Source organism: Psychrobacter sp. CX97, from assembly GCF_057396285.1.
The window spans coordinates 128833-152802 of the sequence record NZ_JBXYJE010000005.1 but is presented as its reverse complement, the minus strand read 5'-3'; the positions used below and the strand labels follow the sequence as shown (position 1 = coordinate 152802).

The following is a 23970-nucleotide window of genomic DNA, read 5'->3' as shown; positions in this document are numbered from 1 at the left end:
GTTGGGCATAGTTTATAACTATGCTTGTTACAAACAGGGAACTTTAAAATTAGGCCATTTTAAAAGTTCCTAGAATCAGGGGCTTTAAAAGTTTGGATTTAGTCTGTCATGTAATAAATATGTACTGTATTTAGGTTACTCTAGGCTCTATATCTTTTAGCGCTGTTTTTTAGTAAAATATCTGGCATTTTATAATCGTTTTTAGGTTATATACCAACGTTTATTCGGTTTATCCGCTTATTATTTTATTTATTTCATTTATTTTGAGTTGTTTAGGACAATCTTATGCAAAAGATACTACGGGTGCTCATCATTATTGCAATGCTGATTACCGCTTATTTGTTGGTGCTTGCTTGGCAAAAAGACTATGCCAATGTACCAGATTCATCAACAGACGCAGTAACCCCTTCTGTATCCACTACATCGGGCTCTGATATACCAAACAGTACTGGCGCCAGTGATATCCCTACTGGGATAGTAACAGACATCCCGTCTACTGAGACTGAAGTAACGACTGCAAAAGTGTCCTCTAAACTGATAAATGTAACAACAGATCTCTATCAAGTTAAAATTGATCCTGTAGGTGGTGACGTTGTTTATGCAGCGCTACGTGACTATGATGCAACTTTAGATAGCGAAGAGCCATTTGTGTTGCTTGAAAACAGTAGTAAACGAGTATATGTGGCTCAATCAGGCTTAGTTGGTGCGAATGGTATTGATACTGCTGCTGGACGCGCAAAATATAGCTATGAGTCTGATAATTATGTGATGGATGTTAACCATAATACCCTTGAAGTCCCTTTAACCTATAAACAAGATGGTGTGACCATTACTAAAACTTTTACCTTCACTCAAGGTAAATACCCTATTACTGTTAATTATAATATCAATAATACCAGTGCCCAGCCTTGGAATGGTCAACTATTTGCACAGTTAAAGCGTGATGGTAGTAAAGATCCAGGCATGGCAGATAAAGGTGCCTTAAGTATGGCTACTTATCTGGGTGGTGCTTGGGGTACACCAGATGACGAATATAGTAAGCTTAAATTTAAAGATTTCAATGATGGCGAATTAACAGCATCTAGTGACAAGGGTTGGGTAGGCATTATCCAGCATTATTTTGTTTCAGCATGGACACCAGAGAACTTTACAGGACAATTCTTTAGCCGTGAGGCAGGCGGTGATTATTTTATTGGTATGAACAGCCAGCCAATCGCTGTCCCTGCAAATAAACAAATAGACTTAACCGCTACCCTGTATTCAGGTCCTAAGGTTCAAGAAATCTTAAGAGACGTTGCACCAGGCTTAGATAAGACTGTGGATTATGGGTTGCTATGGCCTATCTCGAAAGTTTTATTTGCCATTCTTGAAGGTATTCATAAGGTTATTGGTAACTGGGGTTGGTCGATTATCGCTTTAACGGTACTGGTTAAGATTGCCCTATTTTGGTTTTCGAACAAAAGCTATTACTCAATGGCTAAAATGCGTGCCTTACAACCCCGTCTCGCTGCTTTAAAAGAAGAGCATGGCGATGATCGTATGAAAATGTCACAAGAGATGATGGCCATTTACAAAGAAGAAAAGGTAAACCCTATGGCTGGGTGTTTACCAATTTTACTACAGATGCCTATTTTCTTAGCATTGTACTGGGTATTGGTCGAGAGTGTGGAGCTACGTCACGCCCCGTGGATTCTATGGATTCAAGATTTATCGGCCATGGATCCTTGGTTTATTATGCCAATATTGATGGGTGCCAGCATGTTTGCAATGCAACTGTTTAGCCCGCAACCAACCGACCCAATGCAAGCTAAAGTGATGAAGTTTTTGCCAATAATCTTTACCGCATTCATGTTGTTCTTCCCTGCTGGTCTTGTATTATATTGGACAGTAAATAACTTATTTACTATGGGTCAACAGTATTTGGTAAACAAAAGAGTTGAAAGAGAACAAAAAGAAAAGTCCGCTCAAGTTATAGGTTAGCAATAAATGAATAACCAACGCTCTGTCCTATAGCTATTTGGTTATTTAGCTGATAAAAGCACCTTATTTAATAAGGTGCTTTTTTAATAATCTATTTTTATCTTCCTATATATAAGACCTGCTATATAAGGCCTGCTTAAACGGTTCCGGTAGTAAATTTAGACTGCGAAAATAATGTAGCATATAGATAAACTGTGTGAATAAGGGTAGAAAATTAGAGTTAATATTAAAAACAGACCATCGGGTTGTAAGCTTGACAGGGCGTTTATTCGACTTCCGATATACTAATACTATGCTAAGATATCAGCCCATTTGTAATATAGTTACAGTAATTCTAAGGGTTAAAGTGTTAATCTCGTTTGCAACGTTTGCTTAAATATATCAGCTACTGGCTGAGCTCTTTGCCTTATAGGCCTTTTAGACTACTTAAATGACACCGTTAATACTGTATCAACTGAATACATTGTCAGTTTCGTTAAATGTATAATTTGTATTTTTTCACTTGGATTTTTGCTAGCAAAAGTACATTAAATTAGCATCAAAGCTGTATAAAGATACTATATAAATAAGTAAACATTACTAGAATTATTAGAGCAAAATATGACTTCTGCTGTTAATCACGACGCGTCTCATTCGAGTACCATAGCTGCGATTGCAACCCCAATCGGTCGAGGCGGTGTGGGTATCATCCGCTTGTCAGGACCTAAGGCACATGCTATTGCGTGTCAACTTACTGGTAAGCACGAGTTCACACCACGTTTGGCCTCCTTTTGTCGATTTTACGATGAGCATAAAAACGTACTAGATGAAGGGCTGGTGTTGTATTTTAAAGCCCCCCATTCTTTTACAGGTGAAGATGTGATTGAGCTACAAGGGCATGGGGGAATGATATTACAGAACCTGCTGTTGTCTCGAGTGTTTGAACTTGGTGCAAAGCAGGCTCAAGCAGGTGAGTTTTCCTATCGAGCTTTTGATAATGATAAGCTCGATTTGGTTCAAGCAGAAGCGATTGCAGATGCCATAGATGCCACCAGTGTAGCAGCCGCTAATAGTGCCATACGTTCACTTACAGGCGAATTTTCAGAGAAAATAAACCTTGTTTTAGAAGCGTTAATACATTTACGTCTGTATGTGGAAGCCTCCATTGATTTCCCTGATGAAGAGGATGTTGACTTTCTGGCTGATGGGGTTATTGAGGGGAAGCTTGATGCGATAACAGATAAAGTGGCCGCTATTTTAGCGACTGCGCAACAAGGTCAGTTATTGCGAGATGGTGTACATGTTGTCTTAGCAGGTCGACCAAATGCAGGTAAATCAAGTTTATTGAATTGTTTGGCGGGACAAGAGCGTGCCATCGTAACAGAGGTTGCGGGAACGACTCGAGATGTTTTACAAGAGACCATTGTGTTGAATGGGTTAACCATTCATCTTACAGATACTGCAGGACTTCGCGATACAACAGATACGGTAGAGCGTGTTGGTATTGAGCGTGCGCGCACCGCCATCAACCAAGCGGACTTACTGCTTTTGGTGTATGATTTATCAAAAGATGCCGATCCAGTGCAATTAGCGCAAGAGTTATTTAAAACCGAAGATGGCAATTCGCTGCCAAATTTTGATAATTCAAGGATGTTATTTATAGGTAACAAGCGAGATTTAATCAAGCGGCAAGTGGCAGATCAAGCTACTATTTCTGGATATGATCAAGTTAATGTTTCATGTGAAACATCACAAGGAATAGATAAATTAATTGAGCTATTATGCGAAAAAGTTGGTTTTCATCCGCCTGAAAACAGTCTTATAGCACGGGTACGCCATTTAGATGCCTTAAAACGTACTCAGCAATACCTTAAAGAAGCGCATGAACAGTTGGTAGATTATCAAGCGGGAGAATTGGTTGCGGAAAGTCTACGCCAAGCGCAACATAGTTTGGGAGAAATTACTGGTGAGTTTAGTGCAGATGATTTATTAGGTCAGATCTTTGGTAGCTTTTGTATTGGTAAATAACTTTATAATGTTCTGCTTTCACAGTGCTTTAAGTGTAGATTGTGTTCCACCTATCAAACTCGTTCAGCCGTATTAGCTTTGTGGCTTTTATTAAACTTTACTGAGAATCTAATCATGCAATGCCCCTACTGTAACGCGGACGACACTAAAGTCATTGACTCACGCCTTGCGGCTGAGGGCGCGCAGGTACGCCGCCGCCGTCAATGTAATCAGTGTCAGGAGCGCTTCACGACGTTCGAAGTTGTTGAAGTCGTGATGCCCAGAGTGATTAAATCAAGTGGTCGTATAGAGCCATATGATGCCGAAAAATTAAGGCGTTCGATTCAATTACCTTTGCAAAAACGCCCGGTAACGATTGACGAGCAGGATGCGTTAATTAGCCGTATTGAAAAGCGAATACGCCAATTAGGAGAGAGGGAAGTAAGCAGTAAAAAACTAGGTGAGGTGGTTATGAGTGAACTCAAGGAAGTGGATGATGTGGCCTATGTACGCTTTGCTAGTGTATATCGTGACTTTCAAGATATTGAGGCATTTCGTCAAGAGTTACAAAACATACGTCCCTCTGAGAGTTAATGAAGCTTAAATAGTAGGGTTTTAGGTAAATATTTCTATCATTTAAACCGTTACTTTCTTAAAGTGAGCCCTATTTGAGCCCTATTTGAGCCCTATTTGAGCCCTATTTGAGCCATTCCTTTTAAACTATCAATACCAAATAAATCATTCAGGTTTGTTATGCCCACTTCTCATGTTAGTACTCATGGTATTACCCCTCCACAGCCGCAAGACGCCTATTTTATGACGTTAGCAATTGAGCAGGCAAAAAGAGGGATTTATACCACTCGCCCGAATCCCGCTGTCGGATGTATAGTAGTAAAAGATAACCATATTATAGGCAGTGGCTTTCATCCAAAGGCAGGCAAGCCTCATGCTGAGGTTTTTGCATTACGTGAGGCCGGCAGGCAAGCGCAAGGTGCAACTGCTTACGTGACACTCGAACCCTGTAGCCACACAGGGCGTACACCACCTTGTGCAATGGCTTTAATTGAAGCGGGTATAAATCGTGTAGTTATTGCTGGATTAGATCCAAACCCTAAGGTTGCCGGACGAGGTGTGACTATGTTAGTTGAGGCAGGCATAGAAGTATCCATTGGCGTGGGCAAACAACAAGCTGAACAATTAAATTTAGGGTTTTTAAAGGCGATGCGATCTAGTATGCCTTATGTACGCCTAAAAATAGCCACTAGCCTTGATGGACGCACGGCAATGGCATCAGGTGAGTCTAAGTGGATTACTGGCAATGCTGCTCGTGAAGATGTACAAAAGCTTCGGGCATTAAGTGGGGCTATTATTACTGGTAGTCAGACGATTATTGATGATAACCCAAGCTTGAATGTGCGCTCAACCCTGCTGGGTGTACCATTATCTGAGGTTCCACAACCTCAAATTGTGGTACTTGATAGACGAAGACGTTTAGTAAATGTGAGCGATAGATATAACGTGTTTAAACAACAAAGCACACTATTACATGTAAAATCTGATTTGAAACACCTGCTATATAACCTAGTTGCGGACTATCAAATATACGATGTTTTAATAGAGGCTGGGGCTCAGGTCTCTGGTAGTTTTATTAAAGAAGGTTTGGTTGATGAGCTTATTATTTATCAGGCGCCTTGTATTCTCGGCCAAAGTGCCAAACCAATGTTGTCTATGACTATAGATGAATTGGCTAATCAAAAACGATTTAGAGTAAATAGTTTGAGCCAAATTGGCAGTGACATAAAGATTAGTTTATTACCTTTTGATCGTTATTTTATGTAGTACTTAATAACACTTAAATCCTCGATCAATTTTTAAGTTCTATTTATGTCAAATTCATATAACGTATCAATTATTAGTATTGATAACTGGTGCGTATATTAGCAGATATATTGAGGTTTAAATTAGGTTGCAGAAAAGTTATCCACAGGTTGTTTTTTTATTCCTTTAAAAAAGAGTAAATTTTACGGTTTTTATATCAGATTGTGGATTACTTAGGTTTCATGTGGAACTGTCTAATCTTAGTTTTTTTATCAATGCTTTATAATCAAAGGTTTCACATGGAACCAGCTATAAATGGATTTAAAATTATAGTTTTTTATTGGGCTGTGGATAACTTTATATTAAGAGGCTTGTTATTAAAGGGTTATAACCGTTATCTATAAGTTATCCACAGGTTTTAGTGATTGTATATTGGATGAAAATATGTTTACAGGTATTATAGAAAGTACGGGTACGTTAGCTGCAATAGATAGTATTGGTGGTGATGTGCGATTGGTTATCCAGTCTGATAATCTGGATTTAAATGACGTCAGTCTTGGCGATTCCATCGCGTGTAATGGCATTTGTTTGACGGTTATTGACATGACTGAGACAAGTTATTCAGTTGATGTTTCACGTGAAACTTTAACAAAAACAGCGATGGAGAAATGGCAAGTTGGCGATACCCTTAATTTGGAAAAAGCAATGCTACCAACAACTCGCTTTGGCGGGCATATGGTGTCAGGGCATGTAGATGGTGTTGGTACGATCAAAAAGATGGTTGAGGATGCGCGTTCAATCTATATTGAAGTTGCTATCCCCAATGAATTAAAGAAATATGTAGCAACTAAAGGCTCTATAACAGTAGACGGTATTAGCCTGACCACAAATCTGGTTAAAGATAACCTAGTGTGCTTGAATATTATTCCTCACACGGCGCAAGTAACCAATATAGCCAAACACTGGCACATAGATGGACAGGTTAATATTGAAGTTGATTTAATTGCCCGTTATTTGGAACGTCTGGTATACGTTGAGACTGAAAGCTAGTGTTAGAGGGTATCAAGGTCTAAGTATTAGGAAAAGTTCTAGTCCACTAGATGGATTCTACTAGTGTAGCGTCTTAATATCTTAATATTTCAATTGCTAACATTTAATATTTAAGAGGGTTATGCAAGAGGTTTTTCTCATAAACGATTAACCAATGGCATAATCAATTTAGCTTTAAACAGTACTCAATTAACTAACTAACCTAACCCTATGGATTGGCTGACTGCATTTCATGACGAATGAGCGTTATCCTGCTGATTAACTACAAATGATTTTATCCATCAACCTACCTTGTGATTTAATAAATATATGACTGTAACTGACGCTTCAAAATGCTTACCAAAACTAAGACTCATATTCGCAGGCACACCAGAATTTGCAGCAATCAGCTTGCAGGCACTTATTGAGCAACAAGATGCGCTAAATATCGAGATAGTCGCTGTTTATACGCAGCCAGATCGTAAAGCTGGACGCGGACAAAAGGTGACAGCCTCAGCGGTTAAACAATTAGCATTAGATCATGGCATTCCAGTTGAGCAACCTCTAACTTTTAGAAAATCAGCAGAGGAAGGTCAGGTTTCACGTGAAACATTAGCCAATTATAAGCCTGATATTATGGTTGTGGCTGCCTATGGTCTTATTTTGCCCATAGGGGTGTTAAAGACACCGACATATGGCTGTTTAAATATTCATGCCTCTTTACTACCCCGTTGGCGCGGGGCCGCACCTATTCATCGTGCCTTGTTAGCAGGAGATGACAAGACGGGAATTACCATTATGCAAATGGATAAAGGGTTAGATACAGGCGATATGCTTTATAAAGTTGAGTATGATATAAAGTCTGATGAAACGACTGAAACTTTGCATGACAAAATGGCACAATTAGGCGCTGAAGCAATTATTACCGTATTAAAGGACCTACCCCATTACCAAGCCCAAGCGGAAAAACAAGACGATAGCTTGGCAACTTATGCTGAAAAATTAAGTAAAGCAGAGGGTGAAATCGACTGGAACCAGTCAGCAAAAGTTATTGAACGTCAGATACGTGGCATGCATCCTTATCCGGGTGCTTATACCTTTTTGGGAGATTCTCAAGGGCAAGCACCAAAGCGCGTCAAAGTATTAGAAGCATTACCCTTCAATGCCACTCAAACCACAGTAGCAGACCCAGGTACAATTATTAGTGTCGGTAAGAATGCGATTTTAGTGGCCTGTGGTAAAAACAGCCCAGATGATGACGTGTCAACTACCCTACGCCTAACCAAGCTGCAATTTGCAGGCAGCAAGCCTGTCACTGCTGAGCAAGTGTGTCATGGCAGTCAACTTGAAGATGGCGATCGTTTTGTATCGCAAAATTAAGTTCAATCAAGCAACCCTATATTAACCCGACCAAATTATTAAATTAGGCATTAAATGAACCATAATCGGCATAGTCCTTCTAAATCATCATCCAAACCTATCAACGTTCGCGTTGCCGTTATAAATACTTTATTGTCTATTCAACAAGGTCAATCATTAACCAGTTTATTAGACCCATTGCTAAATAGCTTAAATGGCGATGACAAAGGCTTTGCCCACGCGTTGTTATTAACCACATTACGTCACTGGCATGCCACGGCTCGGTTGCTAGACAGTCTAGCGGATAACCCTATTGATGAAATTGAAGTACGTACTACCCTTCAATTAGGGATGACTCAGCTGCTGTATTTAAATGTTGCTGACCATGCCGCTATCCATGAAACGGTAGAAGCGGTCAAGCAGATCAAATTTGATCGGGCATCAGGTCTGGTCAATGCGGTACTGCGTAAAGTGGCAAAGAATCCGAATAAATTTCGCAAAAAAGCCAATAAAAATCATAGTCTACCAAACTGGCTAGCTCAGCAGTTAAAAGCAGATTGGCGAGATCAGTATGATGAGTTGACCCAAAGCCTGCGCCAGTCAGCACCGATGTTTTTACGAGTAAATAGCTTGCAAACCGATTGTGAAAGCTATTTGTCACAACTGAACGAGGCCGAGATAGCAGCAGAATTGGTAACCCTCAAAACCACTATCAATACTGATGACGCTAAAGATACAGTTAAGATTGAACAACAGGCAATCGAGCTTATCGATAGCATGCCGGTCAGTCAATTACCTGAGTTTGAAGAGGGTATTGCTAGCGTACAAGATGCGCATGCACAATTGGCGGCACCTATTATTGATGCGCTACTTCAAAAGTTGGTCATCGCTAATTCAACCGAGACGGTACGATTACTGGATGCCTGTGCTGCGCCAGGGGGAAAGTTGGCACATTGGCTCGAATTACTAGGTGAGCAGGAAGAGCAGAACACAGGTTTGTTTCACGTGAAACAATCAGAAGATTCGACAACTACCATTAATAAAGTCGAGCTAACGGCTATCGATAATGAAGCGCCTCGTATTACGCGTATTTTTGAGAACTTAGAGCGGTTACGACTGCCCGCGCCTATTGTGAATAGTAAATTGCATTTGGACATCGAATGCGTGGATGCAACTAATTGGCAAGCGAAAGATGCTACTGAACAATCAACTGGATTTGATGCCATATTACTCGATGCGCCTTGTACTGCAACTGGCGTGATTCGTCGTCATCCAGATATTACCTTACTGCGTACCGAGGAAGATGTACAACATACGGCGCAGTTACAAGAGCAAATCTTAGATAACTTATGGTCGCAACTAAAGTCTGGTGGTTACTTTTTGTATGTAACCTGTTCGATTTTAAAGCAAGAAAACGTGGAACAGATGCAGGCGTTTCTTGAACGTCATAATGATGCGGTGGCTGTGGCGTTTGACGATGACGAAACCAATTGGGGTATTGAGCAAGAGATTGGGCGTCAATGTTTGCCGTTAAATGAACAAAACCAATCAGGTGGTGATGGGTTTTATTATGCGGTGTTGAGGAAGGAAAGTAGTAATGACATCTAAAGCGCGATTGGTTTTAAGTGATTTGATTAAAGCCCATTCCATGCTGGAAAAAGAAAGCGACTTAGATAATTACCGAGTTCTTTGGGTTTCCGCTATTTCCTTAGCTAGAGCAATTGGACATGTATTGGATAAAGTTGATTCAAAAGAATCCCCATCAGCAAAAAAAGTTATCGAGAGTAAATGGCATAAGCTCATTCATGACAAGGAAAGTATAGATAATACAATATTCCATAAATTTATTAAAAGTGAGAGAAAATGTGCTTTGTATAAAGCGACTTACTTTTTCTTAGGAGCGGTTTAGCCCAGATTGCAGCGGATATACTTGGTGTAGCATAAGGTTGCGGGCGCTTAGCAAGAGGCATTATCGTGGTAGCAGGAATGCAACTTGCTATTAGCGCCCGCCCTTATGACAACCAAGATAGTAGTGGAAAGCTGGATTAGCTACAAAAACCAATCATACCTCTATTTAATATGGCTTATCGTCAAAAATATGCTACTCTTTTTATAATCTAATATTATAAGACTTGTAGATAGGACAAAACATGAAATATATCAGTACCCGTGGTCAAACTGAGCCAATGAATTTTAGCGATGTGTTGTTGATGGGGCTTGCGCCAGACGGTGGTTTAATGTTGCCTGAAAGCTATCCGCACATTGATGGTGCGACATTAGATAAATGGCGTGAGCTGAGCTATCCAGAGTTGGCATTTGAAATCATGCGCCTGTATGCTACCGATATTAATGACGCAGATTTAAAAGATATTATCGAGCGCACGTATACGGCTAAGGTTTTTGGTAGCGAAGAGATTGTGCCAGTACGTAAATTAGAAGATGATTTATATATTTTAGGGTTGTCTAATGGTCCGACGTTGGCGTTTAAAGACGTGGCAATGCAGTTTTTGGGTAATGCCTTTGAATATGTGCTGAAAAAGAAAAATAAACGGTTGACCATCATTGGTGCGACCAGTGGTGACACCGGTAGTGCCGCCGAATATGCGCTACGGGGCAAAGACAACATCGAAGTGTTTATGATGTCGCCACATGGCAAAATGAGCGAGTTTCAACGGGCGCAAATGTACAGCTTGACCGATGCCAATATTCATAATATCGCTATTAAAGGCATGTTTGATGACTGTCAGGATATCGTCAAAGCCTTGCAGCAAGATGCGGATTTTAAAGCCAAATATAGCTTAGGTACGGTGAACTCAATTAACTGGGGGCGTATCTTAGCGCAAATCGTATATTATTTTAAAGCCTACTTTAATGTGACTAATAAAGAGGCTAACAACGATGCTAACAAGGCTAATAACGATAAGAAAATTAGCTTCTGCGTGCCATCTGGTAACTTTGGTAACATCTGCGCCGGTCATATTGCCCGTGAGATGGGTCTGCCAATTGAGCGTTTAATCGTCGCTACCAACGAAAACGATGTGCTAAACGATTTCTTTAATCAAGGCAGTTATAGCCCTCGCCCTGCGGAACAAACGTATGTGACCTCTAGCCCGTCTATGGATATTTCCAAAGCATCTAACTTTGAGCGCTTCATTTATCTATTATTGGAAAAAGACAGTAAGCGGGTGCATGAGTTGTTCGATGGGGTGAAAGAAGGTCAAGGCTTTGATTTGTCGGATGTGTTAGAGGCGGTGAATACTCGCTATGGCTTTGCATCTGGCAAATCAACGCATCAAGACCGTCTCAATACTATCAAAGCCGTGTATGACAATTATAATGATTTGATTGATCCGCACACCGCCGATGGTGTTAAGGTTGCGCGAGAATTGCAACGAGATGGTGAAGTGATTATCTGTGCTGAAACGGCGTTACCCGTGAAGTTTTCTGAAACTATCTTTGAGGCAGTGGGACAAATTGATATTAAGCGACCAGAGCATACTAAAGATATTGAAAGTCTGGAACAGCACGTCACGGTTTTGGACAACGATGCCAGCTTAGTCGCTGATGAGATTAAAAAGGTAGTGAAACCTTTATAACGCACTATTTTCCAAACATTATAGTTTCCAAACATTATGGATAGACGAATGAAAAAGAGTATGGGTAACTGGTTTAGAAACTCAATGGCAAAGACAGCAATTCTGAGTGTTTTCTCAGTGGTCATGCTCATGGGTGCGTCAACAGCTGGCGCGAATAATCCACCACCAACCTTAAAAGCAGATGCACCAAACCGTTATGTGGTAAAAAAGGGTGATACGCTTTGGGATATATCTGGACGATATTTGAACAATCCGCTGCAATGGCGTCAGATTTGGGCGACAAATAAACAGGTTAAAAACCCCCATCTCATCTATCCAGGTGATATTTTATTGATGTGTGTGATTAGGGGTGAGACTTTGGTTGGTATTGATACAGGTGAAGGGTGTGCGGGTATTGAACGCAATATGATAGCACCCGCAGCAGCAACGCAGAATGTAACTATAACCCCTTTGAATAATAGTATCCCTGCCATACCCTTATCTGCTATTGAATATTGGCTTGATAGGGTGTTGATTGTTAACCCGACTGATTTTCAAGCAACGCCGTATGTGTTGGCGTCAAAAACAGGCAACCTTATTACTGCTGAAGGTGATAAAATTTATGCTAAGGGTGCACCGCTTATTGTGGGACAACGCTACGGTATTTACCGTGAAGGTAAGCCCTATATTGACCAGCAAAAAAATCAAGTGGTTGGTTTAGAAGTACAACAAGTTGCCACAGGAATCGTGACCAATGTAACAAGCAATAATATATCTAGTATTGATCTGATAAAGTCATACGATACTGAAGTACGTGAAGGTGATAGAGTGTTTATTGAAATAACAAATGATCTATCGCCTATTTTTAACCTTAAAGCTGCCAATGTGAATCGTGGTGGTCAAGTTATTCGGATAATGGGCTCTATCAATAGCGCAGGCAAAGGCAGTGTGGTGGCGGTTAACTTAGGCCTAGAAAATGGCGCTAATGTTGGTGATGTCCTAACCGTCTTTAAAAAAGGGGCATTAGTACGTGATATTAGAGATAACGATATCCCTGTTCGTTTACCAAGTGAGCAAGCGGGTCATCTCATGCTGTTTAAAACCTTTGACAAAATTAGCTACGCTTATGTCTTAGATACGGAATTGCCTTTAAATATGGGTGATAGGGTATTACCACTTAGGTTTTAAAGGTTTTAAAACCTAATCAACGGTTAACCATGCTTTGGATATTAATATGAGTTTAAATGTACCGAATTTGATACCAGAGCAGCGCGCAACGTTACTACTATGGCAGCGAGTTAACACCTCGCTGTCTGCCTTTTACAAGTTACTTAAGCATTATCAGTCAGCAGGTATCGCCCTGCAAAAATCTGCTAGTGATTGGGCCATGCTTAGTATTCACGCCAAACACATTGGTAGGCATACCGAGGCTAATGATGTGACAGATAAGGCGTTTATACAGGCAATAGAGCAGCAGATTCGTGCCGGCCATTATAACCTATTGTTTTTGGATGATGAGGCGTATCCAAATCAACTGAAACAACTGTTTGATCCTCCACCAGTGTTGTTTTATCGGGGCAATGTATGCCGTTTGGCTCAAGCACAAATCGCTATGGTTGGTAGTCGAAAACCCTCAACGGCAGCACAGAAAATCACCTTCGACATGGCACAATATCTTGCACAAGCGGGTTATGTGATTACCAGCGGCCTAGCACAAGGTGTCGATGCTCAGTCTCATTTGGGTGCCTTATCCCAGCAGCCAGATCAAGTGGGTCGTACAGTTGGGGTCATGGGTACAGGCATCGATGTGTGTTATCCGAAGCAACATCAGGTGCTGTTTGATAGAATTATTAATGAAGGCGGGTGTATTATATCGGAGTTGCTGCCTGGTACTCCGCCTAATAAACATACCTTTCCAAGGCGAAATCGTATTGTAGCAGGGCTGAGTTTGGGTACTATTGTCACAGAAGCTGCCGTAAAAAGCGGTTCGTTGATTACAGCGAGGCTAACCTCGGAGCAAGGCAAACAGGTATTTGCGATACCTAGCAGTATAGATAACGTTAATGCTCAAGGGTGTCTTTATTTGATTCGTGAAGGAGCGACACTGATTTACCATCCTGACCATGTTATTAGTGACCTAGCCACTCAGTTCAGCACGCCTATAGGTCAATCTTTAAACTCTATTCAATCGCAAGATTCCAACTCTATTCAATCACAAAAACAGGAAGCACCGATTGCAAAACCCTCACTATTTGTAAATCATAAGTTATTAGGTTCTAATGAGAAAGATGGTGTTAAATTAGCTAAAACCGTTCAATTTGAACCAAGCCCAACCAATATCTCAAATGGTCACAAACCTAATAGACAATCCACTCCCTCGGTCAATCCTGTCATTGATATCCCCGAGCACTTGCAGTCTGTTTGTGTCCATGTTGATTGGGATGGTCAAGATTTGGATGCGCTCGTTAACAAAACTGGTTTAGATACTCCCTCTTTATTAAGTCAGCTTATGGAGCTGGAGTTATTGGGCGTTATTGTTCAAGTAAGTGGGCGTTATAAAAGAGCTTAAATAGAAGTCACTTTGCCTATATTCCTGATAACACACTATCACTACTAATACAGGGTTTTTAAAAAAAGACGACCCTCTATCTGCTCTATAACAGTCATTCGAAGTACCAAATTATGAATTCTAAACCCTCACAGATAACTCACAACACCCAGCAAGCAACCCAATGGTTACATCAAGGAAAACTGCTAGCTTACCCGACAGAAAGTGTTTGGGGTATCGGTTGTGATCCTTTTAATGAAGTGTCAGTTCGGCACATTTTGGCTATTAAAGATAGACCTATTGAGAAAGGGATGATTGTGGTTACTGACAGTATCGATCGTATTAAACCTTTGTTGCTAGGCTTATCCGAAGCCAGCCTTCAGTCAGTAATAGACAGTTGGCAACCGCCTGATAGTGCTCATTCTCTATCGAAACGCCAAGCACATACTTGGTTACTGCCCTTGCCAAAAACAGATTTGGATACTGATGCTCTTATGAGTATCCCAAGTTGGATTACTGGCAATCATGAATCAGTTGCGGTTCGTGTTATTTCACATCCTTTAGTCCGTGAGCTTTGCAAGCAGATGGTAAGCGAGAATAATCCTTATGGATTTATAGTTTCAACCAGCTGCAACCCTTCAGGTAAAACGCCTGCCACTACTTTTAAACAAGCGTATAATTATTTTGAAGAGGGTATTTGTTATCTTCAAGGAGAAACGCTGGGGTATACCTTACCCAGTCAGATAAGAGATGCTGTTTCTGGATCAGCCATCAGGTAAATCTTTGCACTTTTTATCTGCCATAGTTTTACCTTACCTCTTCTTAATACTGTCATGGTGGTTTGCTTTGCCGTCATTGTATGTCTTTTTCTGACAACCTATTGCCAAGTTTTGACTACTTGATCTATACAGTTTTTGTTCAAATTGCGGTTTATCATTTAACAGTGATGATGTGAGCCAATGCTACTATCGGTATGTTTGCTGTTTGGGAAGTCGATCACTTGTTTCCAGTAATATCAAACAATCATTTACCAAACATTAATCTACCAAAATTAGCACAGCGCTTTGACTTCGCAATCCCTTACCTCAGTGACAAGCGAATTGTGCCTGCCAAACAAAGTGCGACGGTTTGTATAGCGATGGCCTCTATAAATGGCCTCCATAAATGGACTCTATAAAAATTAGCTTGAAAAACTTGAAACTGTTTGGCAATAAGTATGAGCACAAAACTTGTCCTATACTTGGGCTATGCGCATAACTATATAAAGTGATAATAGTTGTTTTGAAACCAAGGAATAATAATGAATATTTTAATTAGCGGTGGTTCAGGGTTTTTAGGCAAAGCGTTAAGTGAGTGGGTACACAAAAACGTTAAGCAAACCGTAAATATCACATGGTTAAGCCGTGATACGTCACAGTCGCACCCTGATTACATAAAAATGATGAGTTATGAAGAGTTACAACTCACTCAGCAACATTATGATGTCATTATCAACCTTGCAGGTGCTGGAATTGCTGACCAAAGGTGGAGCGATGAGCGTAAGCGCATATTATATGAAAGTCGTTTAAAACCTACCCAGTCAATTATCGACTATATTGCCAGAGTCAATAGTAAACCAAAGCTACTGCTAAGCGGTTCGGCAATTGGCTGGTACGGGGCACAGGGCAGCAAACCACTTGATGAAAGCAGCCCGCATGTAGCAAATGGCGAACATGCAGAAAGTGACGATGAAGATTTTGCCCACCAATTGTGTGAGCGATGGGAAAAAGAAGCAACCGGTGCCCAGAGCTTGGGAGTTGACGTCGCCCTGCTACGAACAGGGGTCGTTATTCATCCAGAGGGTGGAATGATAGAGCGTTTGCTAACACCCTTTAAGATGGGAGCAGGTGGTAAGCTTGGCAATGGTCAGCAAATCATGAGTTGGATAAGCCGAGAAGACTGGGTACGCGCCACTTGGTTTATCATCTCGCATCATTTAGCTCAATCAGGAGATAAAGACTCGCAGATTAGTGGTAAGTCACCAAACAAACCAGCGCTGTATAACTTAACCGCACCAAATCCTGTTACCAATGCTGAGTTTACAAAAGCGCTAGGGCTCTGGCTTAATCGTCCAACTTTTATGACCCTACCTGAGTTTGTTTTAAAAACAATGTTTGGTGAGATGGCCACTTTACTTGTAGATGGCCAAAGAGTACTGCCCAAAGCTTTGTTAGGTCTTGGCTTTGAGTTTAATCAGCCTACATTAAAGCAGGCACTGGAAGATCAAGATTTATAGACTCTTATAAGTTGAAGTTTCACGTGAAACAGTGCTCATATTGAAGATCGTTTCATATCTATAGACAATGAATGACGGAATTTTTCCATCTGAGATATGGCTTTTATCTTTGCATCGTCTACCCTTTAAATAAAGATAATTTCTATTGTCCACAACGCCCTATTTAATCAATTGATATTTTTTTACCATCAGAGTCTTTTGGTAGGTCTGCTAAACATACTAGGCTGTCGTTATTAACTCCGTGCACTAAAAAATGATCAGACTCTGGAAAGTACTTGACGACCTCAACAGGTGTGTAAGCAAGCGTTTGGTTTTGTAGAATGACCCACACAAAGCCGTGAATGGGGCTAGTGGGTCTAGTGTGCTTACCGTTTAGCTCGCTTAAGTCTGCTTCAAAAATTGCGCTACGCGGCATACGAACGCCAAGCTGGACTTGACCATATTCAATAGTCATAGTGGCACGCATACCTGCTTTTAGAAGGGATTCATTTTTAGTGTCTGGAATAACGGGGGCTCTGACCATTAAATGCTCTTGTTCAGGATAAGGGGTAATATGACTAATCTGCCCAGTAAATTCACGATTCACATCATAAATTGTAAAATTGACCGTTTGTCCGACAGACAATTGAGGTTCCGCTGAAAGCGGTAGTTTACCAACAAGCTGCAAATGACGTGTGTCGGCAACGCGCATAAACGGTTCGTTAGCGGAGATACTGCTGGTTATATTGTCATCAATCTTATTCTCTATCATTTCAAGGTGGGTTACCTCTCCTTCTAAAGGAGATTTAAATATGAGAGTAACCGGTAGCAGGGTATTATCAGCTGTAGCCTTTTCTTCTGTATTTTTAGTTAATGTTGGCTGTTCTTGATCGGTAATCCGGTTTAATTGTTTGGTAAGGGTCGATGATTCCGTTTTATGTTTGATAGCGTCAACCGTGTTTTGTATAGCAGACTCTGTTGATTCGAAGGTATCTCTTAAGTTACTTGAATGGCTTGGGTTATTTGTATTTTCAGAAGCTGCTTGCTTAGGATCATTCTTATTAGAAGGGTTGTCATTAGAAATCTTGGTATTAGAGGATATGGAGCTAATGTCTGAAGCCTCCTGTTCGTCACTTTTATTGTTTTTATTGTTATTCACTTCAATATCCAAAAACTCAAAGTTAGCTTTTTCAATATCTTTTGCGCTCATCATACTATGCATTCGAGCAATGACTTGATTTTTTTTAACCTTATCCCCTTCTCTCACTAAGTATTCAGGGCTATTAGCATGATAAGGCGAGCTTATTTTCATAATATCGACAGGAATTAGGGCCCCTTCTAAGTTAAAACTAGGCTGATAACGTTCAGGGTTGTTGGTACGAATTAACGATTTATCAATAATAATTTCATCATGATGAATCTGGACTTTAGGTGCCAGATTTGAATCATTGCAGCCGATTATTAAAATAGAAGCAACGAAAAAGATAACGGCTGCCAGTATCAATCTATTCCTTAAAAAGGGTATAGAAGTTGAGCTTTGGTTTTTTACTATATGGGATGCCATCTTAGCAGTTATCCTATTTGCTATTAGCTTTTTTATGAGTGACGACCATACGCAGTCTTAACAATGCTAACGCTGAAAGTATCAGTCAGGACAGTCAAATTAACAAAAGTGATTGTGTTAAGTTTGTGCCTAAAGCTTGAAATTTTACTGTACGACCTTTATCAAGCTGTTAGCATTGAAGAAAATAACAAAGAAGTGTGTCTTAACAGTACAGATATTTTATAGATTAAGGGGTATTTGCGAATATAGAACATGCCCCCATATAAATATAAGTAAGTATAATTGTACGTTAATTTAACGCTTTTTTGGTAGCATCCCTATATATAAACTTTGTACATCAACCAAGCCCGCTAATAAGGCTGTTTAGGAGACATTATGAATAATGATAATCAGAATGATGAAACTACATCTGCTACCCATGATGCAGAGCAAGCAACTAGCACTGTATTAGAGCAAACGATGAAGGAGTTTGACCCAGCAAATAATGATGGCGAAAACGAAGTGATACACAGTGAATTTGATTTAAAAGTGTATGAAGATCGTATTGCAGAACTAGAAAGTGAAGTTAAAGCGGCTAAAGAAGGTCAAGCTCGTGCGAACGCGGATGCTTACAATGCACAAAAGCGTATGGAGCAAGAGACAGAAAAAAGTCGCAAATTTGCTCTGCAAAAATTTATCAAAGAGCTCTTAGAAGTCGTCGATAATTTAGAGCGTGCCATTGTGAGCGTTGAAAATGATGACGATGCTGATGACGCTATTATGAAAGGGGTTAAATTGACCCATAAAACATTTTTATCAGTATTAAGTAAACAGGGTGTGGAAGTGGTTAATCCTGATAATGATAAGTTTAATCCTGAGTTTCATGAAGCAGTTGGTATTGATCCAGATGCTCCAGCAGACACAGTTGGCGAGGTCTTGCAAAAAGGATATACACTAAATGGTCGCCTATTGCGCCCTGCTATGGTTAAAGTAGGTCAATAAATAACGTAAACCAGCCTTTAATGTCTATCAAAACATAAAAAGTAAGTTTTTTAGACGTCTGTATGGGTAGGGCATACAAAAATTCACATTAAAAATGAGTTTCTAGCAGAATTTAGCTTGAAAAACTGACCAACTAAACCGATATAAATATACAAGAAGCGAGACTTATTAAGAAGTTAATCTATTTTTAGATTAATAACTATTGCAAAGTCATCGCTAGTATTGAAACAAACCTTAAAAATAAAACTTTCGGAGCTTTATAACATGGCTAAAACAATTGGTATTGATTTAGGTACAACAAACTCTTGCGTAGCAGTAATGGAAGGTGACAGTGTTAAAGTCATTGAAAATTCTGAAGGGACTCGCACGACACCATCAATCATTGCATATAAAGATGGTGAGACACTCGTTGGTCAATCTGCTAAGCGTCAGGCAGTGACAAACCCTCATAACACCTTATTTGCTATTAAACGTCTTATTGGGCGTCGTTTTGATGACAAAGTGGTGCAAAAAGATATCGGCATGGTTCCTTATAAAATTGTCAAAGCGGACAATGGTGATGCTTGGGTAGAAGTAAATGGTAAGAAAATGGCGCCCCCACAAATCTCTGCAGAAGTTCTACAGAAGATGAAAAAGACGGCCGAGGATTATTTAGGCGAGAAAGTAACAGATGCGGTCGTTACTGTTCCTGCTTATTTTAATGATTCACAGCGTCAAGCAACTAAAGATGCTGGTAAAATTGCTGGCCTTAACGTTAAGCGTATTATCAATGAACCAACCGCTGCTGCCCTTGCTTATGGTATGGATAAAAAGGAAGGCGACCGTACTATTGCTGTATATGACTTAGGCGGTGGTACATTTGACGTATCAATTATTGAAATTGCTGACGTTGATGGCGAGCAACAGTTTGAGGTATTGTCTACTAATGGTGATACATTCTTAGGTGGTGAAGATTTTGACTTAGCTTTAATTGACTATTTAGTTGACGAGTTCAAAAAAGAACAAGATTTCAACTTAAAAGGTGACGCGTTAGCAATGCAACGTCTTAAAGAAGCGGCGGAAAAAGCTAAAATTGAGCTATCAAGTGCCCAAAGTACAGAGGTAAACTTGCCTTATATCACAGCAGATGCCACTGGTCCTAAGCATTTAGTAGTTACTATTAGTCGCTCTAAGCTTGAAGCCCTGACTGAAGACTTAGTAAAACGCACCATTGCCCCTTGCAAAATGGCATTAGAAGATGCCGATCTTAAGGCCAGTGAAATCGATGATGTCATCTTAGTTGGTGGTCAGACTCGTATGCCTTTAGTACAAAAAACAGTAGAAGACTTCTTTGGTCAAGAGCCTCGTAAAGATGTGAACCCAGATGAAGCGGTAGCCGTTGGTGCAGCAATTCAAGGTGCTGTACTATCTGGTGACAAGACTGACGTACTATTGCTTGACGTAACACCATTAACGCTGGGTATCGAAACCATGGGCGGTGTAATGACGGGTATTATTGAGAAAAACACTATGATTCCGACCAAGAAATCACAGGTATTCTCAACCGCTGAAGATAACCAGCCTGCGGTAACGATCAAAGTGTTCCAAGGTGAACGTAAAGTAGCTGCACAAAACAAGCTACTTGGCGAATTCAATCTAACCGATATTCCGCCAGCACCACGTGGTATGCCACAAATCGAAGTTACTTTTGACATTAATGCTGATGGTATCATGAATATTTCAGCAAAAGACAAAGGTACGGGTAAAGAGCAAAGCATCCAAATTAAAGCAGACTCTGGTTTGACGGATGAAGAGATCGAACAAATGGTACAAGATGCCGAAGCGAATGCGGCAGAAGATGAGAAATTTGCTGCTCTTGCTCAAGTTCGTAACGAAGCAGATGGCCGTATACATGCTGTTCAAAAAGCTCTTAAAGAAGCAGAAGATAAAGTAACGGACGAAGAGAAGTCTACCGTTGAAGCTGCTATTTCTGAACTAGAGCTTGCAGCGAAGGAAGATGATCATGATGACATCAAAGCGAAACTTGAAGCATTAGACAACGCCTTCCTGCCAATCAGCCAGAAAATTTATGCTGCTGGAGCGGAAGGTGGCGCAGAAGGTGTGGATCCAAGCCAGTTCCAGCAGGCTGATGGCGCTGATGCAAAAGCCGATGATGATGTTGTTGATGCAGAGTTTACCGAAGTTAATGAAGACGACAAGAAATAAGTATGCTTTTTCAAAAATTAATTAGCATTGTCAAACTCGCTTAGCTTACTATTTTTAGTATTTGAGCTTGTTTGCTAATCTACTATAATTCTTGGATTTGGCATTGATATTAGTCTTTATGTAACATTATGAGTATAGTTCTCATCATTAAAAAGACCGCACTGTAGAGTGCGGTCTTTTTGTTGCTAATCAGGCTTTTAGGCATAAGTAATTGATAAAACAGCTGGCTGGCCAAGTAACAAAATTGTTTAGGTGTGCTTTAGGCTTTGAAAGCGTTAATAATAAGGACACTGTAGGTTAAAGTAACACAGCGCTTACCGGCTATATTGACCGTTGAGAAATTTTGCCAATACGATGTTTCAAACGCTTTTAATTTTGATTTTGTCCACATAAACGGTTGTGGTTTATTAGCTGATGTCAATGATGATGACATTTGAGCTTGATTGGTGGATACACCTGTTAGTTTCATGTGTTTTAGGACATCGTAAGGACCGGGAAACTGTAGATCGTATTGATATGTCTCTAAAGATATGCCTTTGTAGGCTAAATTTTCTAAAGCATGCTGCCAGTCAGAATTCGAGGGATAGGTTAACCCTTGCCCTGTTAGCGTCTTGATTTGCAAAAAATTATCGGGTGTAAAGGTGTTAAATAACAACTGGCCAGCAGGCGCTAATCTTTTGTATGATTGTTCAACAAAGCGTAGCGGATTATCAAACCATTGTATCGCATTGGCACTGATAATAAGGCTATGTTTAGTGTTATTATTCAGACTCAAGGGTATTGTTTCGGCATCGCCAATAGCCAAGTTGGCATGGGGTAAAATAGACAGCAACACCTCTGCTTGACTCTCACATAGCTCATTAATCAGCCAATGTTTACTTGTAATGTTTTCAGCAAGCAAACGTGTCAGCTGTCCCCTCCCAGCTCCCACCTCTAATACGCTATCTTGATTACCTGCTACAATTTTGTCACATAGCTGTTGGCAAATTTTCTGCTGTATACGAGCATGCTGATTGTAATGACTTGCACGAGAAAAATGTTTAGCAATGATTTGCTTTCTCGGGCTTAAATCAGCTGAATTAGGAGGACTTAAAAGGTCGTTATTATCCATAACTAGGGTAATGTCCTGTTAGATAGGGTTTTATAAACGAGCGCTTATACATAAGTAGACTTTATATGTTTATTGATCATATTGCTATTTACATTACAGTGAAAGGCGTTTTAAATAGATTAACCATGCTAACGATTGCTGTAGCAGATTTGATAAATCAACTGCTGTTTACTTGTTACCCTTTTAGACTAAATGGATGATTATATAGTGGATGATTATATAAGGGTTTCAAATATAAGAATATAAGGTCTGCAGATATAAAGTCATCGTAAGTATTATTGAGCTTTGTCTATATATTGAACGGTAAGCTAACTACAGATGCCTTATTAGGCGCTCACAGTCGTCAGTAGTTAGCCTTGCATTCATTACCAGTCTAATGCGCGCCGTATTCACAGGTACCGTTGGTGGCCTAATTGGAAGGGCATAAAATCCAGCCTTTTGTAATTGCTCTGCTTTGGCCACGGCACTGGCATTATCGCCTACTATATACGGTATGATGGGAGAGTGGTATGAAGTGTAAGACGGATTAATGCTTTGGCCAACTTTAAGAGATATCTGTGATAAATAATCGCGCAGGGGATTAAGTTCAGGCATTTTTGCCAAAATAAAACGGGTCCAGCTATGGTTAATGGGGGGGAGCGATGTGCTAAAAATAAACGAACGGGTTTGGTTAATCAGCCATTCTCTGACATCTGCATCGCAAAATATATACGCCCCCATCGACGCAAAAGCCTTACCAAATGTACCAATCAAATAGTCAATATTTGCCAATGTTCCTGTTGCCTCTGCTAGCCCTAACCCATTACATCCAAGTACTCCAACGGCATGTGCTTCATCAACATATAATTCAATGCGTGAATCCAGTGCTTTAAGGTTTACTAAAGTAAGTAGGTCAGCACGATCCCCATCCATACTAAATATGCTTTCAGTAACAATAATAATGCGTTCAACTTGTGCATCTGTGCGTTCAATCAATGAGGCTAATTGGTTATAATCGTTATGCCTGTATCTCTTAAAAGTACAATGCTTGCTTTGGCTTAAGCGGATACCATCGATAATACTGGCATGCACCAGCTTATCAGCCAATATAACCGTTTTAATAGGTAGCACTGTCAGGGCTGGCAATAAGCCTATATTGGCATGATAACCACTGTTCATTACTAGAGCAGATTTGCTGAACACGGATTGTTCAGATGTCCCATTTGCTAGTTGATACCACTCTTCTAATTCTGTTTCTAGTGCCTGTAGCTGATAGTCATTGCCTGTCAACAGGCGTGAGGAAGTGGAACCCATTTTTGGTAGGTGTGAGTGGGTTTGTGAACAAGATTGCAGATATTCAATAAATTCCGCTTGTAGCTGAGTGTCGCTGCCTAACCCAAGATAATCATTACTAGCAATATTCAGCAGAGTGGTGTTGTTAGTTTCAACATGTCGCCCCTTATGTTTAAGTGCCGGCAACTGACGATATTGCTGATGGTGTTTGAGAGCCAGTAGTGCTTTTTTTAAATGTATTTGGGTAGGGCTAACCATTATTAACTCAATCCTTTAATCAATCTTTTT

Annotated in this window: 18 protein-coding genes; 15 read left to right on the top strand and 3 right to left on the bottom strand. The window is 40.3% G+C overall.

Translation table 11 applies throughout. The annotated features are described in order from the left end of the window. The first annotated feature begins 285 nt into the window (after positions 1-285). From yidC to AC2SLL_RS05735, 13 genes are all read left to right on the top strand, one after another. The gene (gene yidC / locus AC2SLL_RS05795; protein ID WP_486530738.1) at positions 286-1980 is read left to right on the top strand and encodes a membrane protein insertase YidC; all 1695 of its coding nucleotides are present in this window, start codon (positions 286-288) and stop codon (positions 1978-1980) included. A gap of 600 nt (positions 1981-2580) precedes the next feature. Next, complete coding sequence (gene mnmE, locus AC2SLL_RS05790) at positions 2581-3987, top strand: tRNA uridine-5-carboxymethylaminomethyl(34) synthesis GTPase MnmE (protein WP_486530737.1); 1407 nt, start codon at positions 2581-2583, stop codon at positions 3985-3987. 114 nt (positions 3988-4101) lie between these two features. Beyond that, positions 4102-4560, top strand: a complete 459-nt coding sequence (nrdR, locus tag AC2SLL_RS05785; protein ID WP_486530736.1) for a transcriptional regulator NrdR — start codon at positions 4102-4104, stop codon at positions 4558-4560. 159 nt (positions 4561-4719) lie between these two features. Further along, the gene (ribD, locus tag AC2SLL_RS05780; RefSeq protein WP_486530735.1) at positions 4720-5805 is read left to right on the top strand and encodes a bifunctional diaminohydroxyphosphoribosylaminopyrimidine deaminase/5-amino-6-(5-phosphoribosylamino)uracil reductase RibD; all 1086 of its coding nucleotides are present in this window, start codon (positions 4720-4722) and stop codon (positions 5803-5805) included. Positions 5806-6228: 423 nt separating this feature from the next. Further along, complete coding sequence (locus AC2SLL_RS05775; protein WP_486530734.1) at positions 6229-6834, top strand: riboflavin synthase; 606 nt, start codon at positions 6229-6231, stop codon at positions 6832-6834. Positions 6835-7143: 309 nt separating this feature from the next. Continuing rightward, positions 7144-8193 (top strand): methionyl-tRNA formyltransferase, encoded by a 1050-nt coding sequence (fmt, locus tag AC2SLL_RS05770; RefSeq protein ID WP_486530733.1) that lies wholly within the window; start codon positions 7144-7146, stop codon positions 8191-8193. Positions 8194-8247: 54 nt separating this feature from the next. Further along, on the top strand, positions 8248-9780 hold the full coding sequence (locus tag AC2SLL_RS05765) for a transcription antitermination factor NusB (RefSeq protein WP_486530732.1): 1533 nt from the start codon (positions 8248-8250) through the stop codon (positions 9778-9780). Continuing rightward, the gene (locus AC2SLL_RS05760; RefSeq protein WP_486530731.1) at positions 9770-10081 is read left to right on the top strand and encodes a hypothetical protein; all 312 of its coding nucleotides are present in this window, start codon (positions 9770-9772) and stop codon (positions 10079-10081) included. Before AC2SLL_RS05765 ends, AC2SLL_RS05760 begins: the two co-directional genes overlap by 11 nt. A gap of 241 nt (positions 10082-10322) precedes the next feature. Beyond that, positions 10323-11768 (top strand): threonine synthase, encoded by a 1446-nt coding sequence (thrC, locus tag AC2SLL_RS05755; protein ID WP_486530730.1) that lies wholly within the window; start codon positions 10323-10325, stop codon positions 11766-11768. Positions 11769-11816: 48 nt separating this feature from the next. Further along, positions 11817-12935: a LysM peptidoglycan-binding domain-containing protein gene (locus tag AC2SLL_RS05750; RefSeq protein ID WP_486530729.1), complete on the top strand. Its 1119-nt coding sequence runs from the start codon at positions 11817-11819 to the stop codon at positions 12933-12935. 46 nt (positions 12936-12981) lie between these two features. Beyond that, the gene (dprA, locus tag AC2SLL_RS05745; RefSeq protein ID WP_486530728.1) at positions 12982-14316 is read left to right on the top strand and encodes a DNA-processing protein DprA; all 1335 of its coding nucleotides are present in this window, start codon (positions 12982-12984) and stop codon (positions 14314-14316) included. Between the two features lie 113 nt (positions 14317-14429). After that, a complete protein-coding gene (locus AC2SLL_RS05740) occupies positions 14430-15074 on the top strand; it encodes an L-threonylcarbamoyladenylate synthase (protein WP_486530727.1) in 645 nt (214 codons plus the stop codon). Between the two features lie 521 nt (positions 15075-15595). After that, complete coding sequence (locus AC2SLL_RS05735) at positions 15596-16570, top strand: TIGR01777 family oxidoreductase (RefSeq protein WP_486530726.1); 975 nt, start codon at positions 15596-15598, stop codon at positions 16568-16570. Positions 16571-16733: 163 nt separating this feature from the next. Here AC2SLL_RS05735 and AC2SLL_RS05730 read toward each other — a convergent pair whose 3' ends face one another. Continuing rightward, the gene (locus tag AC2SLL_RS05730; RefSeq protein WP_486530725.1) at positions 16734-18113 is read right to left on the bottom strand and encodes an efflux RND transporter periplasmic adaptor subunit; all 1380 of its coding nucleotides are present in this window, start codon (positions 18111-18113) and stop codon (positions 16734-16736) included. A gap of 375 nt (positions 18114-18488) precedes the next feature. On the opposite strand from AC2SLL_RS05730, the gene grpE reads away from it, so the two are divergent. Next, positions 18489-19094, top strand: coding sequence for a nucleotide exchange factor GrpE (gene grpE, locus AC2SLL_RS05725; protein WP_486530724.1), 606 nt, complete (start codon positions 18489-18491; stop codon positions 19092-19094). A 264-nt stretch (positions 19095-19358) separates the two neighbouring features. After that, on the top strand, positions 19359-21299 hold the full coding sequence (gene dnaK, locus AC2SLL_RS05720) for a molecular chaperone DnaK (protein ID WP_486530723.1): 1941 nt from the start codon (positions 19359-19361) through the stop codon (positions 21297-21299). A gap of 259 nt (positions 21300-21558) precedes the next feature. Here the strand turns inward: dnaK and AC2SLL_RS05715 are convergent, their stop codons facing one another. Both AC2SLL_RS05715 and AC2SLL_RS05710 read right to left on the bottom strand, forming a co-directional pair. Next, complete coding sequence (locus AC2SLL_RS05715; protein WP_486530722.1) at positions 21559-22410, bottom strand: methyltransferase domain-containing protein; 852 nt, start codon at positions 22408-22410, stop codon at positions 21559-21561. 312 nt (positions 22411-22722) lie between these two features. Next, positions 22723-23940, bottom strand: coding sequence for an 8-amino-7-oxononanoate synthase (locus tag AC2SLL_RS05710; RefSeq protein WP_486530721.1), 1218 nt, complete (start codon positions 23938-23940; stop codon positions 22723-22725). Between the last annotated feature and the right edge of the window lie 30 nt (positions 23941-23970).

Bases quoted from the DNA above. Each gene is read 5' to 3' on its own strand.
- yidC (WP_486530738.1), top strand. From the start codon at position 286: ATGCAAAAGATACTACGGGTGCTCATCATTATTGCAATGCTGATTACC.
- mnmE (WP_486530737.1), top strand. From the start codon at position 2,581: ATGACTTCTGCTGTTAATCACGACGCGTCTCATTCGAGTACCATAGCT.
- nrdR (WP_486530736.1), top strand. From the start codon at position 4,102: ATGCAATGCCCCTACTGTAACGCGGACGACACTAAAGTCATTGACTCA.
- ribD (WP_486530735.1), top strand. From the start codon at position 4,720: ATGCCCACTTCTCATGTTAGTACTCATGGTATTACCCCTCCACAGCCG.
- AC2SLL_RS05775 (WP_486530734.1), top strand. From the start codon at position 6,229: ATGTTTACAGGTATTATAGAAAGTACGGGTACGTTAGCTGCAATAGAT.
- fmt (WP_486530733.1), top strand. From the start codon at position 7,144: ATGACTGTAACTGACGCTTCAAAATGCTTACCAAAACTAAGACTCATA.
- AC2SLL_RS05765 (WP_486530732.1), top strand. From the start codon at position 8,248: ATGAACCATAATCGGCATAGTCCTTCTAAATCATCATCCAAACCTATC.
- AC2SLL_RS05760 (WP_486530731.1), top strand. From the start codon at position 9,770: ATGACATCTAAAGCGCGATTGGTTTTAAGTGATTTGATTAAAGCCCAT.
- thrC (WP_486530730.1), top strand. From the start codon at position 10,323: ATGAAATATATCAGTACCCGTGGTCAAACTGAGCCAATGAATTTTAGC.
- AC2SLL_RS05750 (WP_486530729.1), top strand. From the start codon at position 11,817: ATGAAAAAGAGTATGGGTAACTGGTTTAGAAACTCAATGGCAAAGACA.
- dprA (WP_486530728.1), top strand. From the start codon at position 12,982: ATGAGTTTAAATGTACCGAATTTGATACCAGAGCAGCGCGCAACGTTA.
- AC2SLL_RS05740 (WP_486530727.1), top strand. From the start codon at position 14,430: ATGAATTCTAAACCCTCACAGATAACTCACAACACCCAGCAAGCAACC.
- AC2SLL_RS05735 (WP_486530726.1), top strand. From the start codon at position 15,596: ATGAATATTTTAATTAGCGGTGGTTCAGGGTTTTTAGGCAAAGCGTTA.
- AC2SLL_RS05730 (WP_486530725.1), bottom strand. From the start codon at position 18,113: ATGGCATCCCATATAGTAAAAAACCAAAGCTCAACTTCTATACCCTTT.
- grpE (WP_486530724.1), top strand. From the start codon at position 18,489: ATGAATAATGATAATCAGAATGATGAAACTACATCTGCTACCCATGAT.
- dnaK (WP_486530723.1), top strand. From the start codon at position 19,359: ATGGCTAAAACAATTGGTATTGATTTAGGTACAACAAACTCTTGCGTA.
- AC2SLL_RS05715 (WP_486530722.1), bottom strand. From the start codon at position 22,410: ATGGATAATAACGACCTTTTAAGTCCTCCTAATTCAGCTGATTTAAGC.
- AC2SLL_RS05710 (WP_486530721.1), bottom strand. From the start codon at position 23,940: ATGGTTAGCCCTACCCAAATACATTTAAAAAAAGCACTACTGGCTCTC.